Source organism: Shewanella chilikensis (assembly GCF_037953065.1).
GTDB classification, from domain to species: Bacteria; Pseudomonadota; Gammaproteobacteria; order Enterobacterales; family Shewanellaceae; genus Shewanella; species Shewanella chilikensis.
The window spans coordinates 925,969-940,716 of record NZ_CP149966.1 but is presented as its reverse complement, the minus strand read 5'-3'; the positions used below and the strand labels follow the sequence as shown (position 1 = coordinate 940,716).

At 52.8% G+C, this 14,748-nt stretch carries 14 protein-coding genes; 10 read left to right on the top strand and 4 right to left on the bottom strand.

Annotated elements, in window-relative coordinates:
- Positions 1-6: 6 nt before the first annotated feature.
- On the bottom strand, positions 7-345 hold the full coding sequence (gene glnK, locus WKR14_RS04350) for a P-II family nitrogen regulator (RefSeq protein WP_025011521.1): 339 nt from the start codon (positions 343-345) through the stop codon (positions 7-9).
- A 301-nt stretch (positions 346-646) separates the two neighbouring features.
- Here glnK and WKR14_RS04345 point away from each other — a divergent pair, with 301 nt between their 5' ends.
- Positions 647-1,189 carry a hydrolase gene (locus WKR14_RS04345; protein ID WP_101052494.1) on the top strand — a complete coding sequence of 181 codons (543 nt, stop codon included), beginning with the start codon at positions 647-649 and terminating at the stop codon, positions 1,187-1,189.
- A gap of 92 nt (positions 1,190-1,281) precedes the next feature.
- Here the strand turns inward: WKR14_RS04345 and nrfA are convergent, their stop codons facing one another.
- Entirely contained in the window at positions 1,282-2,685 is a 1,404-nt protein-coding gene (nrfA, locus tag WKR14_RS04340) for an ammonia-forming nitrite reductase cytochrome c552 subunit (protein WP_115389138.1), read from the bottom strand.
- A gap of 315 nt (positions 2,686-3,000) precedes the next feature.
- Here nrfA and narQ point away from each other — a divergent pair, with 315 nt between their 5' ends.
- On the top strand, positions 3,001-4,710 hold the full coding sequence (gene narQ, locus WKR14_RS04335) for a nitrate/nitrite two-component system sensor histidine kinase NarQ (RefSeq protein WP_101052498.1): 1,710 nt from the start codon (positions 3,001-3,003) through the stop codon (positions 4,708-4,710).
- On the top strand, positions 4,703-5,332 hold the full coding sequence (locus tag WKR14_RS04330; RefSeq protein ID WP_101052500.1) for a response regulator: 630 nt from the start codon (positions 4,703-4,705) through the stop codon (positions 5,330-5,332). The genes narQ and WKR14_RS04330 overlap by 8 nt, the downstream gene beginning before the upstream one ends.
- Positions 5,333-5,387: 55 nt before the next feature.
- Here WKR14_RS04330 and WKR14_RS04325 read toward each other — a convergent pair whose 3' ends face one another.
- Positions 5,388-5,762, bottom strand: a complete 375-nt coding sequence (locus tag WKR14_RS04325; protein ID WP_339087428.1) for a YacL family protein — start codon at positions 5,760-5,762, stop codon at positions 5,388-5,390.
- Positions 5,763-6,156: 394 nt separating this feature from the next.
- Between WKR14_RS04325 and WKR14_RS04320 the strand changes: the two genes are divergently transcribed.
- Positions 6,157-7,125 carry a zinc transporter ZntB gene (locus WKR14_RS04320; RefSeq protein ID WP_234556510.1) on the top strand — a complete coding sequence of 323 codons (969 nt, stop codon included), beginning with the start codon at positions 6,157-6,159 and terminating at the stop codon, positions 7,123-7,125.
- Between the two features lie 89 nt (positions 7,126-7,214).
- Here the strand turns inward: WKR14_RS04320 and fkpA are convergent, their stop codons facing one another.
- A complete protein-coding gene (gene fkpA / locus WKR14_RS04315) occupies positions 7,215-7,991 on the bottom strand; it encodes an FKBP-type peptidyl-prolyl cis-trans isomerase (RefSeq protein ID WP_165564532.1) in 777 nt (258 codons plus the stop codon).
- Positions 7,992-8,196: 205 nt separating this feature from the next.
- Here fkpA and WKR14_RS04310 point away from each other — a divergent pair, with 205 nt between their 5' ends.
- The 6 genes from WKR14_RS04310 to pepN all read left to right on the top strand — a co-directional run bounded on the left by WKR14_RS04310 (position 8,197) and on the right by pepN (position 14,724).
- Positions 8,197-9,171 carry a hypothetical protein gene (locus WKR14_RS04310; RefSeq protein ID WP_339087426.1) on the top strand — a complete coding sequence of 325 codons (975 nt, stop codon included), beginning with the start codon at positions 8,197-8,199 and terminating at the stop codon, positions 9,169-9,171.
- Between the two features lie 3 nt (positions 9,172-9,174).
- Positions 9,175-9,387, top strand: a complete 213-nt coding sequence (locus WKR14_RS04305) for a SlyX family protein (RefSeq protein WP_025011529.1) — start codon at positions 9,175-9,177, stop codon at positions 9,385-9,387.
- Positions 9,388-9,408: 21 nt separating this feature from the next.
- Positions 9,409-9,897, top strand: coding sequence for a peptide deformylase (def, locus tag WKR14_RS04300; RefSeq protein ID WP_335922958.1), 489 nt, complete (start codon positions 9,409-9,411; stop codon positions 9,895-9,897).
- Positions 9,894-11,249, top strand: coding sequence for a hypothetical protein (locus WKR14_RS04295; protein WP_339087425.1), 1,356 nt, complete (start codon positions 9,894-9,896; stop codon positions 11,247-11,249). Before def ends, WKR14_RS04295 begins: the two co-directional genes overlap by 4 nt.
- A 22-nt stretch (positions 11,250-11,271) precedes the next feature.
- Complete coding sequence (gene lpoB, locus WKR14_RS04290) at positions 11,272-11,865, top strand: penicillin-binding protein activator LpoB (RefSeq protein ID WP_177192617.1); 594 nt, start codon at positions 11,272-11,274, stop codon at positions 11,863-11,865.
- A 213-nt stretch (positions 11,866-12,078) separates the two neighbouring features.
- Entirely contained in the window at positions 12,079-14,724 is a 2,646-nt protein-coding gene (gene pepN / locus WKR14_RS04285) for an aminopeptidase N (protein ID WP_248952909.1), read from the top strand.
- The last annotated feature ends 24 nt before the right edge of the window (positions 14,725-14,748 follow it).

The window sequence follows — 14,748 nt, the reverse complement described above, 5'->3', positions numbered from 1 at the left end:
TCCCCCTTACAGCGCTTCTGTATCTGTTTCGCCCGTACGAATACGGATAACCTGTTCCAGATCTGTCACAAAGATCTTGCCGTCACCTATCTTGCCGGTATGGGCGGCGTTGGTGATGACCTCCAGCAGGTGCTCAAGATTCTCCGCCTTGGTGGCTATCTCGAGCTTAACCTTGGGCAGAAAGTCCACCTGATACTCGGCTCCCCGATAGAGCTCTGTATGCCCCTTTTGTCGGCCAAAACCTTTGACTTCGGTGACCGTCATCCCCTCAATGCCTATGCCCGCAATCGCTTCGCGGACATCATCGAGCTTGAACGGCTTAATGATTGCGCTGACTAATTTCATCCAGACCTCCAGAATCGCCTTGCTGTATTGGTGTTATGCCAAAAGCAATTCAAACATCAGGCCAGAATGTTAATTTTTTGTTTTATAAAGAGTTAGCTTTTACGGACCAGGTTAAGAGCTGCAGATATGCACCAATTAGGTGCAAGTAAGGCTTGGGCGCACAAAAAAAGCGCAATCATCTACGACCTAAGACCTATTGGCTTAAGCCCTGTACTGACGTTAACTGAATGTCCTGACGTTAACTGAAGCGAAAGAAGGACTCGTTTACACCTGTCCTAAGACCAACCAGAAGGAGAACAAAATGTTAAAAGCGGAAGAATGCGTGCTGGTCATAGTGGATGTTCAGGGTAAACTGGCGCAGATAATGGACAAGAGTGAACAGCTGCATCAGCAACTGGCCATGCTGATAGAAGGCACGGCCTTGTTTGATATCCCGGTGCTCTGGCTGGAACAATTGCCGCAGAAGCTCGGCCCCACGACAGAGTCGCTGGCCGCTCTGTTATCCAAGACCACTTCGCCGATTGCCAAGCATCACTTCAGTGGCTGGCACTGCCCGGCGTTCCGTGAGGCACTGCTGAGCACGGGCCGCAAACAGGTACTGCTGGCCGGGATAGAGACCCATGTCTGTGTCTATCAAACCTGTGGTGATCTTATCGAGCAGGGTTTCGATGTGCACTTGATAGCCGATGCTGTCAGCTCCCGCAGTGAAAGCAACAAACTCTTGGGAATTGAGATGATGAAGCAGCAGGGAGCCAGGCTCAATAACAGTGAATCTTTACTGTTTGAACTGCAACATCAGGCAGAAGGTGAACGCTTCAAGGCTCTGCTTAAGCTGATCAAATAGGTCAACCAATACTCGCTGGATACCATTGATAACTTGCGAGATAAAAAATCCCCGCGATGCGGGGATTTTTCATTTCGTGATGTTAACGACTGTTAGTTGTAGGTCGCTTCACGCTTCTTGGCTTCAGCATCCCACTTGGGCAGAACATTTTTCTTGAACTCTTCCTTATCGGCAACCATCTTCTTCATGTCCATACCCAGAGCAGCCTGAGCCTTGGCCTTGGTGGAGATATCCGGCAGCGCAACTGGCTCTGTGATACCTTTCTTGGCCAGCAACTGTGCCAGTTTCACCCGGGCGTTGGCAGCCTTGTCAACCGCAGTACCCAGCACCCGCAGCGCTTCATCAGGAGCGTGAGCCGCGACACCGTGAGAGGCGATAGCATAATCCCAGCGCCATTGAGCATGACGGATATCAGTCAGAATTGGCTTCATCTCGACTTCAGTCGCACCGGCTTTCCAGGCGGCAGCGGCTTCAAAGTGAGCCTTGACGATTTGATCTTCAGCCTTCAGCTTCAGCTCATTAACCTTAACTTTACGCTCAGCAGTCAGATTCTCCATAAACTCTTTGCTCTGAGTGTGGCATTGAGCACAGGTTTCTTCGAAGCGGTCGAACGGATTACCCACTTTGTGATCGGTGAACTTACGCCCCTTGTCGTTGGTCACTTTTGGCATGTGACAGTCAACACAGGTCACGTTGTTCTTACCATGAACCCCCAGCTGCCAAGTTTCATAACCTGGGTGCTGTGCCTTCAGCATAGGAGTCTTGGACAAAGCATGAGTCCAGTCGGCAAATTCGATGGCATCGTAGTAAGCTTCCATGGATTCTACTGTAGTGCCTTGATCCCATGGGAACTTAACAAAACCCTTACGACCTTCCACTTTCTCAAAGTAGTATTCTACGTGGCACTGACCACAAACCATGGATTGCTTGTCTTTGCGGGAAGCCTTATCAAATGGTGTACCCAAGGTCTCCATGGCGCGCTCGGCAAAAGGACGGCCCAAACGCAGCTTAGGAGAACCTTTCTCGTGACAATCGCCACAACCTATGGCGTTAACCACTTCAGGGCCACCTTTGGCCCACTTACCGGTGAAGTAACCATCTTCGCCCTGCTCTTCTATCAGGCGAGGAACATCCGGGCTCTTACAGCTCCAGCAAGCCATTGGCATTGGACCATCTTCGGCGCTCTTTGGCGCTCCGGTACGCAGGGTGTTGCGCACATCCGTCACGGCATAAATGTGGCCACGAGGGGCATTGTAGTCCTTGGCGAAACCATAACCGGCCCACATGATTACCAAGTTGGGATCTTCTGCCAATACGTCAACAATTTCAGAACTCTTTGCAGTGTCATGCCAACTGGCATATTGATTTTTGAACTTGTCTTTGTAGACTTCGTTGCGAGGCTCAGTCTTGTCACTCGCAAACGCACCGGCAGCCATTAGGCTTGCGGCGACCAATGCACTGAGTGCAAAGGATTTTTGGTTTAATTTTTTCACCATCTCATCTCCGTGTTACTTTATCGTTATTTGCAATAACCACGACATCTCCAAGGTCAAAAGTAGCCGCTTGAATACGCCAAAAATATACCTCTTAGGGGGTATCCGGGGCGAAGTTTGCGCCAGATCAAAATGTGAAGGCGATGTTGTTCACATTTTTGTACTCTTGTTAATGTATTCAAGTGCTGGCTAATGTAGAACTCTGAGACCCAAGTCCTTTTTTATTCTCGACAATCTTATCGGCGCGTTTCCTTTCCGATAATCGAGAGCAACACTGCAGGGACTGAGGAAACCTTAGCAAAAGTGAGTGAATATTTCATGAAACGAGGCAGCTTGACCTCTACCATTTTAGGCTTAATGCTGACCCTTATCCTGCTTTCAAGCGGTTTGGCCACTTTTGCCATTATCAATCTGTCTTACAGCCTGGGAGATGCCCGGGCGATCAACGCCTCCGGTTCATTGCGGATGCAGAGCTACCGGCTGATGTTTTATGCCAACTCCGGCAGTGAAGAAGCGCTGCAAAAAATTCGCGAATTTGAAAACACCCTCTACTCAGATGCCTTGGTACGCTCTATGGACTGGTCATCGCCGGCCAGGCTCGGGCAGCAATACCAACTGGTGATCAGCAAGTGGAAGGTCATGAAGTACTACATAGAGCAGGAAGACTCGCGCAATTATGCCTCCTCGCTGAAAGACTTTGTCGATACCATAGATTTGCTGGTATTGGAGATGGAGCACCATGCCGCCTTCAAACTAAGATTGCTGGCCGTCAGCCAGATAGTAGGTCTGGGTTTGATGCTGCTGATTGCCTTTATCGCCGTGCGCTTTACCAAACGCAAGGTGGTGGTGCCGCTGCAACAGATGATGGAATCAGCCAACACTATATCCAAAGGTAACTTTGCCGTCGAAATGCCGAAGACGGAATATATTGAGCTCAGCGCTCTTTCCGATGCCCTGGACAGTACGGCTCAGGAACTGGCAACTCTCTATGGCAATCTGGAAACTCAGGTGAAGGAGAAGACCCTGGCGTTGACCCGTGCCAACCGTGAGCTCAAGTTTCTTTATGACAATCTGGTGTTGCTGCACTCGGGCAAACTCAATTTCGAGGTGATGCGACAGTCGCTGCTGCAACTCAAGGAGTATGAGCACCTGCAACATCTGCGGCTGATTATTCAACAGGATGAAGATGCCATGGAGGTGATCGCCACCGACGAGGAAATCTGGCCGCAATCCGGACAAACCATGCAGTTTCCGCTCAAGTTTGAACAGCAGGAACTCGGCTTTCTGGAAGTGATAGGCAAGCACGATATCAATGTGCCCCTGTTTGAAAACTTCGCCATCATGCTGGCTCGCTCGATTGTGATTCACAATGCCTCCGAGCAGCGCCAACAACTGGCCCTGTTGGAAGAGCGGGCGGTTATCGCCAGAGAGCTGCACGATTCACTGGGGCAACTGCTATCCTTCCTGAAAATCCAGATAAGTTTGCTGCGTAAAGGCCTCGATCAGAGCTGCAAAAGCCCGGCGGTGACCCAACAGCTCGAAGAACTCAATGAGGGGGTGACCACAGCCTACGCCCAGCTCAGAGAACTCTTGTCTACCTTCCGCCTGACAGTTAAAGAACCCAATCTGCGCAACGCCCTCGAGGCTATGCTGGAGCAACTGCGCAGCCAAACAGAGACAGAGCTGGAGCTCAACTATCGTCTGCCGCCCCAGTTACTGGCGGCGCACCAACATATTCATATTCTGCAGCTCACCCGCGAAGCCACCCTCAATGCCATTAAACATGCAAATGCGAGTCGTATTTGTATCAGCTGCGAAAAGAACTCTGATAACATGGTGGTTATCAGTATCGAAGACAACGGCATAGGCCTGGCGCATATCAAGGAAAGGGATCAACATTTCGGCATAGGGATAATGCACGAACGCGCCAGCCGCCTCTCGGGTATGGTTGAATTTTCCAGCAATGCGTCGGGAGGCACCAGTGTTGTCCTGACTTTCCCACCTCAGCAGGAGCCACATCATGGGTAAACCTTATTCAGTTCTGGTAGTCGATGATCATCCCTTATTGCGTCGCGGTATCTGTCAGTTACTGGCATCCGATCCTGACTTTAGTCTCTTCGGTGAAGCCGGTACCGGGCTCGACGCCTTGGCGGCCACCGCCGAAAACGAGCCGGACATTATCCTGCTGGATCTGAATATGAAAGGCATGACAGGTCTCGATACCCTGAACGCCCTGCGTCAGGAGGGAGTGACCTCCAGAATCGTTATCCTGACGGTTTCCGATGCCAAACAGGATGTTATCCGTTTGCTGCGAGCCGGCGCCGATGGTTACCTGCTCAAGGATACCGAACCCGATCTGCTGCTCGGGCAACTGAAAGAAGCCATGTCCGGCCACAGAGTGATCAGCGCCGAAGTGGAAGACTATCTGTTTGAATTGAAAAATGCCGCCGAAGAGGAAGCCTGGCTCGACAGCCTGACCCCCAGAGAGTTGCAGATACTGCAGCATCTGGCAGAAGGGCAGAGCAACAGGGTTATTTCCGAAGAACTGCATATCAGCGAAGGCACGGTCAAGGTGCATGTCAAAAACCTGCTTCGCAAGGCCAATGCCAAGTCCCGCACCGAAATGGCTGTGCGTTATCTCAACCGTTAAGCCACAAAAAAGGGACGCTACCGCGTCCCTTCTCATTGCCGCCCATGCCGCTTGTTCAGCGGCTCTGGTGCAGAAAGTCACACCAACTCTCAAGCACATCCTGAAAGTCTTCCAGGCCGCACCAAGCTTCTGACTCGGCATCATAAAGAGAGAGGGACTCATCCAACTCCTGACTCTCACCGAATTCGAGCACATTGGCGTAAACCCGCACCTGCTCCTGCTCCAGTTGCAGCGTCAGATCCCGACCAATCAACTGCCATTCGCGAATGCGTCCTGACTGTAAATCCGCCAATGCCTGTTTAACCTGAGTGCAGATCTCGGCGTTATCCGCCAACTCTTCAGAGAACCATTGCCCCAGTACATGATGCTCCATACTGAAGCGGGCCATTGCGGTTCCCGTCAGTGAATTGCGCCGAAATTCGTATTCCATGGTGCCACTTCTTTTGCTGTAATCAAACCTATCCTAATTTTAACCCAGAGCCCAGGGGATTGCCCATAGTTATGCCTGGGCTTTACTTTCTATAGTAGTATTCCTCAGTTAGCTCTGCAGCCATGTCAGCCATTAGGGTGCTAGTCAGATTGGTGATGACATAGTGAAGCTACGGCGAGACAAATTGGTGTAGTCCTCGGGTGGCTGACTAGCTCCCCAAGGACGAGTTGAAAAAGCACGTATGTGGCGCAAGCCAATGTCGCTGTATCCCGATAAACCGCCCATTAGCCCACTTGCCTGCCCAGCTTTTCATTGCCACTGAGTGAGTAAATTCCTATGCCCAATGATATAACTAGGTTAGCTTAAACTAAAGCAAACCTATGAGAGTGAGTCTATGGCCGAAAAACAGTTTTGTGCCTTGCTGCTGAGCGGGGAGATGGCAGGCAAGGAGTTGACGCAGCAACAGGTCAGTGATTGGCGCCCGGAGCAGGGCATACTCTGGCTGCATCTGGACTATAAGAAGAAATCCAACCGTCAGTGGTTGCAACAACACAGCGGCCTGGAAGCACTGGAAGTGGCAGCCCTGTTGGCGCAGGACACTCGCCCCAGAGTAGTCCAATCCGGCCAGGGTTTCCTACTGGCACTCAGAGGGGTCAATCACAACCCTGGGGCCGACCCGGAAGACATGGTGTCGATACGCCTCTACCTGGACAATCACAGAATTATCAGCACCAGCAGTCGCGAGCTGTTATCGGTCAAAGACATTATCCAGAGCGTCGGCCAAGGCTCAGGCCCCGGCAATACCGGGGAGTTTTTGCTGGCGCTGACGCAGCGTCTCACCCAGCGAAAGACGGAGTTTATCGACCGGCTGGAAGAAACCGTCGACGATCTGGAAGACAAGGTCATGGCCGGTAACGACAGAGATCTACGCAGCGATATCGCCGAGCTCAGGCGCCAGATAGTGGTGGTCCGGCGCTACCTGGCGCCGCAGCGGGAAGCCTTTACCCGCCTGCTGGCAGACTCGGCCAAGGTATTTGATGAACAGCAGCGGCTTAAATTCAACGAAATCAACGATCAACTCATTCGCTGCATCGAAGATTTGGATGCCATCAGAGATAGGGCCAGCGTCACCCAGGAAGAGTTGCAAAACCGTCAAGCCGAGGCCGTCAATCGCCGCCTCTATTTCCTGTCACTGATCAGCGCCGTCTTCCTGCCGCTGGGGTTTCTTACCGGTCTGCTCGGGGTTAATATCGCCGGGATCCCGGGCGCCGATGTCGGCTGGGCCTTCGGAGCCTTTTGCCTATTTCTGCTGATATTGGTAGGGGGACAGTTGTGGCTGTTCTATCGTTATAAATGGCTTTAGGGTCAATGCCCTAGAAGTGGCTGTAAAAAGAAAGGACGCCGGCGGCGTCCTTTTCAATATCGGGTATCCACTTTCCGTGAAAGAAGGGATTACTTGGCAGAAGCCTCGGCTTCGGTCGGCTCTACGGGGGCTTCGGCCTTCTTGACCTTGAGCAACTCGACTTCAAAGATGAGTGTTGAGTTGGCTGGAATAGTGCCCATGTCTCGCTCGCCATAAGCCAGTTCAGATGGGATTACGAAGCGATACTTGGCGCCGACCGGCATCAACTGTACACCTTCGGTCCAGCCCGGGATCACCCGGTTCAGAGCAAATTCTGCCGGTTCACCGCGGGAGTAGGAGCTGTCAAACTCAGTGCCGTCAATCAGAGTACCACGGTAGTGAACAGTCACTATATCTTCGGCGGCTGGCTTCTCACCCTCGCCTGGAGTCAATACTTCATACTGCAGACCAGACTCAGTGGTGATCACCCCCTCTTTGGCCTTGTTCTGCTCCAAGTAGGCTTTGCTTTCCTGCATCGACTTGGCCGCCATCTCCTGAACCTTGGCCATGCGTTTTTCATTCAGCTTTTGATCCAGACCTTCAAGCACTTTCTGCATCTCGTCTTCAGTCAGTTGCAGCTCGTCTTTCAGCCCCTGTTGGAAACCTGTCACAATCAAAGCACGATCGACTGAGAAACCCAGCTCTTCCTGTTCTTTGATATGGCCGGCCATATAGCGGCCGATAGAGGCGCCCACGCTATAAGCTTCTTTCTGCTCGACAGAGCTCAGTTCCACCTTGTCGGCACTCGCTGTTTTTTGTTCTTGGTTACAGGCGGAAAGGCCGATCAGAGCCAGCGCGACCAGTGAAATTTTGTAAATCGGTTTCATTAAAGGCATCCTCAGGATCTTCAAATGGTTACAATTAACCCAAAATATGTAAGACGACTCACTTTATACCAGTTAACTTTGAGATACAAAGCAGATTATCCATACTGGTTAACAAGGGAAAGCGGCCAACAAGCCTATCCCCTTATAGTAGAAGCGACAACGTTTTACCCTTACTCAAAATGACAAGTCGAGGCGGTATAAGTTCATGGCAATAAACAGATTGCTACTTATTTGCACGCTCAGTTTTACTTTGCTTGGCCTTGGCGCTTGCCATCCAGTCCCCAATAGCAGCCAATCCCTGGCGGCCGATCCCAGCTACAGCGCCAGCCTCTCAGCCGATGGCCGCTACGCTTTGATAAGCAGCCAGGAAGGGATCAGGCTTTGGGATCTCAAACAAGGCGCGGTCAAGTATCAGTGGGCTCAAGGCAGTGCAGCCAATGATGTCATCGCCACGGATATCTCGGCCAATGGAGAATATGCGGTGACGTTAAGCCGCGATTCAGTTGCACTGTGGAAAATCGCCGACGGCCGGGCGGCGGGTTGGTGGTCACTGCCGGCAGTAGCCCAGGCTGTGGCCGTGGCCGACAACAGCCAGTTGCTGGTAGGGCTGGCCGATGGCGCGGTGATGTCGCTGACCCCGACCACAGGCATACTGGTGAAATTTCTTGGCCACAGCGAAAAGGTCAACAGCGTTGCCCTCTCTGCCGATGGCCGCCTGGCATTGACCGGGGCGAATGACGCTACCGCCCTGCTGTGGCGCACCCAGGATGCTCAGGTACTGAGGCGTTGGCAGATGGACTCCAGGGTGCTGAAAGTTGCCCTCAGCCGCAGCGGTAACCTCAGCTTAGTGTCCGACAGTACCGGCAATGCCGACATTTGGCACAATGACTCAGGGAAACTGGCCAGCTCGCTGGCGATAGTCCGGCGGCAAATGAACTTTTCGGCGGCGCGCTTTATCCAACAGGAACAGGCCTTGTTGACCGGCACGCCAGCCAGAGAGTTAAGCCTGTGGCAGGTCGATTCGGGGAAAAAAGTCGCCAACTGGCAAGTTTCACTGCCAAAAAAGCCTTTGCCCCAAAGCGCCGTAGTATACTCAGTGTCTGAATCCGACAACGGCCAACTTCAAAGTATCAGTAGTGCCAGCTTGCTGGAACGCTGGTCGGCGCCAACACAGAGGTAAGTAATGCAAGCAATCCCGGACAGGATCGAAGAGCTCGAAACCAAGCTGTCATTTCAGGAAGCCACACTGGAAGAATTGAGTCAGGAGATTTTCGAACTCAATAAAGTCGTGGCCGAGCAGCAGTTTCAGATCCAGTTGTTAATCAGTAAACTCAAGGCGGTAGAACCGAGTAATATCGCGTCTCAATCGGAAGAAACACCGCCGCCTCACTACTGAGTTGAATAAAGGGGGATAAGGATGTTAGCCATAGCAACCCACGGAGAACGTATTCTGGGGCTGACTGCCCAGCCGGTTCAACTGTTCGATGAACCTTTGGCGGCCCTGGCCGAGAAAATGCTCGAGACCATGAAACTGGCACAGGGCGTAGGCATAGCCGCGCCTCAGGTAGGCCAAGGTATCCGCTTGTTTATTATGGCATCCCATCCCAACGACAGATATCCGGATGCGCCTTTGATGACGCCCCAGGTGGTGATCAACCCACAGATACTCAAACGCTCAGGCAAGATGCTGGCCGGGGAAGAGGGTTGCCTGTCTCTGCCCGGTGAAAGAGTACAGATTCTGCGCCATGAAAGCATTGAGGTACGTTATCAGGATCTCAGCGGCGAGTGGCAGCAAGAATGGTTACAGGGCTTTATCGCGCGCATTTTTCAGCATGAATACGATCATCTGGAAGGACTCACCCTGAGAGAACGACTGGAGATCCAAAACCAAGGAGCCGGCTCTTGAAGTCAGGCAAGTTACTGCTGCCACTGTTGTTGTCATTAAGCCTTACTGGCTGTGCCTTCAACAGTGTATTGCTCAACTATCCATCCCAACTGGCAGGCGTTCGCGCCGAGCTCAACTCATCAAAGCCGGGCAATGCTGCCAAAGAACTGGCAAATGGCATAAACGGCCGCGATGGCCTGCTCTATGCCCAGGAAGCGGGGCGCGCCGCCCAGATAAGCGGCGATTTCACCGCCAGCAAAGACTATTACCAAAGCGCCATAGCCGCCTACCAGGCGTTTGACGACAAGGCTAAACTCAGTTTATCCGGACTGGGTTCCCAAGGCGGCAGCCTGCTGCTGAACGACAATATCATTCCCTATCGCGGTCCCGGGTATGAGCGCATTATGCTGCACCAATATCAGGCGCTCAATTATCTGTTTGCCGGTGATGCCGAAGGCGCGTTGGTGGAGGTGCGTCGCAGTAATGAACTGCAATCGCTGGAGCAGCAAAGGTATGAGAAATCCAGCAGCGCTGTGCAGCAGATGGCCAACGGCACCATCAGCGCCGAAATGGATAAACTGGGCAAGGCCGCCGGCAGTGTCACCAGCTCGTTTTTGAACGCCTACAGTTACTACACCACAGGGGTACTCCACGAAATCCTTGGTGAGCGCAACGATGCCTTTATTGACTATCGCAAGGCGGCGCAGATTATGCCGGATAATCCTTATCTGCAGCAGGATCTGGTGCGCTTGGCCAAGGAGCTTGCCATGCCTCAGTATGATGAGTTCAAACGCCGTTGGGGAGAAGCGCCCACGCCCACCAAGGGGCAAGGTCAGGTCATCTTGCTGCTGGAGCGCGGCTTTGTGCCCGCCAAGGAGAGCCTAACGGTTCCCTTCACCATTCACGGCAACTGGCAAACTGTCTCTCTGCCCACCTATATGCCCTCCAGAGTACCGGTCAACAGTGCCAATATCCGCGGCTTGTCAAAACCTATGACCGCAGCCCCTATAGCCAATATAGATGCCTTGGCCATCACTGCGCTCAAGGAGGAACTACCCTATCTGCTGGTGCGCCAGGCCGCCAGAGTTTATGCCAAGTCGGAAATGGCCCGCAAGGCCGAGCGCAAAGACGGTTCGGATCTTGGGGTGATCGCCATGCAGATATTCAACGTGGTCACAGAACAGGCCGATCGCCGCAGTTGGCTCACGTTACCGCGCCAAGCACAGATAGCGAGGCAGTTTATCGATGCCGGCAGCTATCAACTAACCCTGGACAATCAGGGCACGGAAATTCAGGTTCAGAGTGGCAAGACCACTCTGGTCTGGGCAATAGACACTGGCAATGTCACACGTTTTTATACAAAATTGATTTGATAACCTTGAAATGGAACTGACTATGAAACACTTGAAGCTGATACTGATACTGGCAATGGCTATGGGCATGGCAGCCTGTCAATCCAAAGTGGAATACGGTGATGCCACTGAGGTAGAGACAGTGAATGAAAACTTCGGTTCGACAGATCTGCAAGCCATTGCCGCCAAAATGGTCGACAGCATGCTGACTTTTCCGCCTGTGGTGGCCATGACAGCCAACGATAGACCTATCATCTTTGTCGACAAGATCAAGAACAAGACCTCTGAGCATATAGATACTGAGTCAGTGACCGACTCCATCAGCAACAAGCTGCTGCGCTCAGGCAAGTTCCGTTTTATCGATATGACCAAGGTGGATTCAGTGCGCAAACAACTGGACTACCAGAACAACGCCGGCATGGTTGACCCATCCACCGCCATCAAGTTCGGTCGTCAAATAGGCGCTCAGTACATGCTCTACGGCAACCTTTCCAGCATAGTCAAACAAAATGGCAGCACCCGTGATGTCTACTATAAGATGACCATGCGCCTGATGGATCTGGAAACTGGTTTGATCGAATGGTCCGATGAAAAAGAGATCCGCAAAGTGAAGTCCAAGTCCTTCCTCGGGCTCTAACCAAGTCTAACGCTCCTTCCCAAAAGCCGCTGTCACAGCGGCTTTTTTGTAACATTTCTCCTTTGTTCTTTGTCGGCAAATAGCGTAATTTATGCCACGGGCGCCAAGCCTGACAGGGTATTAACTCTAAGTGTATCCCTCCCCTTTCATTCCTGTTGTGAGGGAAAACACCGACACCTAATGGTAAAACAATAAAAAGCAAGGAATCTGTTTGTGAAATCTCTTCCCCGGTTGTTTGGTCTCAGCCTGTTGGCTGCCGGACTGCTATCACTCAGCGGCTGCAGCAGCACTCAATCCTCCGCCGGAGTGCGGGATGGCAGCGGTTATATCAGCGAGCAACAGGCGATGGCTCGCTCTGCCAGAGTCAGCAATGTCAGCTATGAACTGGACTTTACCTTGGATGGCAGCGAGCGATTTGCCAACCGCACCCTGGTACGTTTCAGTCTCAGCGACAACCAACAGCCCCTGACACTGGACTTGAGCAAGGCGCAGATCACCAGCCTTAAGATCAACGGCCACAGGCTCTATCCCAAATACAATGGCGCCTACCTGGAGATCAGTGCCAAGTTGCTGCTCATAGGCGACAATGAGATAGAAGTCAGCTTCACACGCCAGCATTCCAGCAATGGTGAAGGGCTGCACCGCTTTGTGGATCCCGTCGATGGCAAGGTCTATCTCTACTCCCACTTTGAGCCCGCCGCCGCACAGCAGATGTTTGCCGTATTCGACCAACCGGATCTCAAGGCCAGCTACAAGTTAACCGTCAGAGCCCCCAAAGACTGGCAGGTGATCAGCGCCACCCAAGAATTGAGTGTGACCCCGGAGGGTGACAGCCAGCTGTGGCAATTTCCGGCAACGCCCAAGTTGAGCCCCTACAATTTTTCCATGCATGCCGGCCCTTACCATGTCTGGCAAGACAACAGCGGCAAATACCCCATGCGCCTGTTTGCCCGCCAATCAGTGGCAGCCCAGGTCAATGCCACCGACTGGTTCAGATACACAGACGCCGGGCTTAAGTTTTTTGACGACTATTTCGGTATCGACTACCCCTTTAAAAAATACGATCAACTGCTGGTGCCTGACTTCCTCTATGGTGCCATGGAAAATGCCGCCGCCATCACCTTTGCCGAAGGGCGTTTTCTTGGCAGTGGTGAGATGACAGCTAATCAGCGCCAGCGCTTGGCGTCGGTGATCATGCATGAAATGGCGCACCAGTGGTTTGGCGATCTGGTGACCATGAAATGGTGGAACGGCCTGTGGCTCAATGAAAGCTTCGCCTCCTTCATGGGCATGCTGGCGAGCGCCGAAGCCACTGAGTTTGACAACACCTGGCGCAGTTTTTACGCCAGGGGCAAACAGAGTGCCTATCAACAGGACTCTGGCGTTACCACCCATCCGATAGAAGTGCCTGTGGCCAGTAGTGCCAACGCCTTCGATAATATCGATGCCATCACTTACCAGAAAGGGGCCGCGGTTCTCATTCAACTGCGCCACCTGCTTGGGGAGCAAACCTTCCGCCGTGGCGTCAGTGAATACCTCAAACGCTACTCCTGGCAAAACGCCACACTGGAAGACTTCATTACCAGTCTCGGCCAGGCCGCCAAGCGGGATCTGAGCCAATGGACCCGGGATTGGCTCTACAGCGCCGGTGTCAACAGCCTCAAGGCCGAGTTCCAGTGCCAAGATGGCCGCATCAGTGAATTTGCCCTGTTGCAGTCAACAAGCGATCCCGCCTACCCGACGCTCAGAGAGCAAAAAGTTCAGCTGGCCTTACTAAGCAAGGGCCGCCATGAAATGCACCTGCTGCAAACTCTGGCCGTTACCTACCAAGGTGAAAAGACCTTGGTGCCGCAACTTAAAGGCGCATCCTGTCCTGATTTGGTTTATCCCAACTATCAGGACTGGGGCTATGTCAAAGTCGAGCTCGACCCACGCTCGTTCGATACCGCCTTCAATCACCTGGCCAAGGTAGAAGATCCCCTGCTGCGCGCCATGCTCTGGCAAAGCCTGTGGGACAGTGTCCAGAGCGGTAATTTGCCCTTGAACAAGTATCTGGAAACTGTGCTGATCAATGCTCCCCAAGAGAAGGATTACACCCTGCTGGGACAAATTCTCGGCAATATGCGCTATAGCAAGGCCTTACTCGAGTCGATGGCTCCGATTCACTCGGCCTACGCCGAGCGCGCCATCAGAGCGCTGGCGCAGATGAGTCTGCGTCTGACCATGCAAAACGCGGATAATAAAGATCTGCAGCGGCGCTGGTTCGATGCCTATGTGGACTTTGCCCGCGACGGTGATTCACTTGATCACCTGCTGTCACTGCTGCAGGGCCACAGCAAGATAAAGGGAGTGGAGCTGGATCAGGATACCCGCTGGCAGCTTATCTATCAGTTGAACCGTTACGATTACCCCACCAGCAAATATCTGCTACAGCAAGAAGCCAAACTTGATATCAGCGATTCGGGGCAAAAGGCGGCCATCGCCGCCGAAGTGGTGCGCCCGGACACCGCCGGCAAACGCCGCTGGCTGGAGAAAATCAACCATTCGGCGCTGCCGTTTGCCAAGCTGAGAGTAGCGATGGAAAACCTCTATCCCAGCAGCCAAGGGCAACTGCAGGCAAGCACCGCAGAGCAGCGCTTGAGTCAGTTAGCCGCTCTGGACGCCGAAAAAGACCCGGTATTTATGCGCAGTTACGCGCCGGCACTCTTACCGCGTCAATGCAGTCACGCCTCAATGCTGCGGCTCGAAAAAGCCTTGCAGGCTACCCCTGAGCTATCGGCCCAGACCCAGCGCAATCTCAAGCAAGCAATAGAGAAAGAGCAGCGCTGCGTGTTGATTAAAGACACGCTGAAACTCTAGCTATGTGAGCCGCTTGGTTTTCCT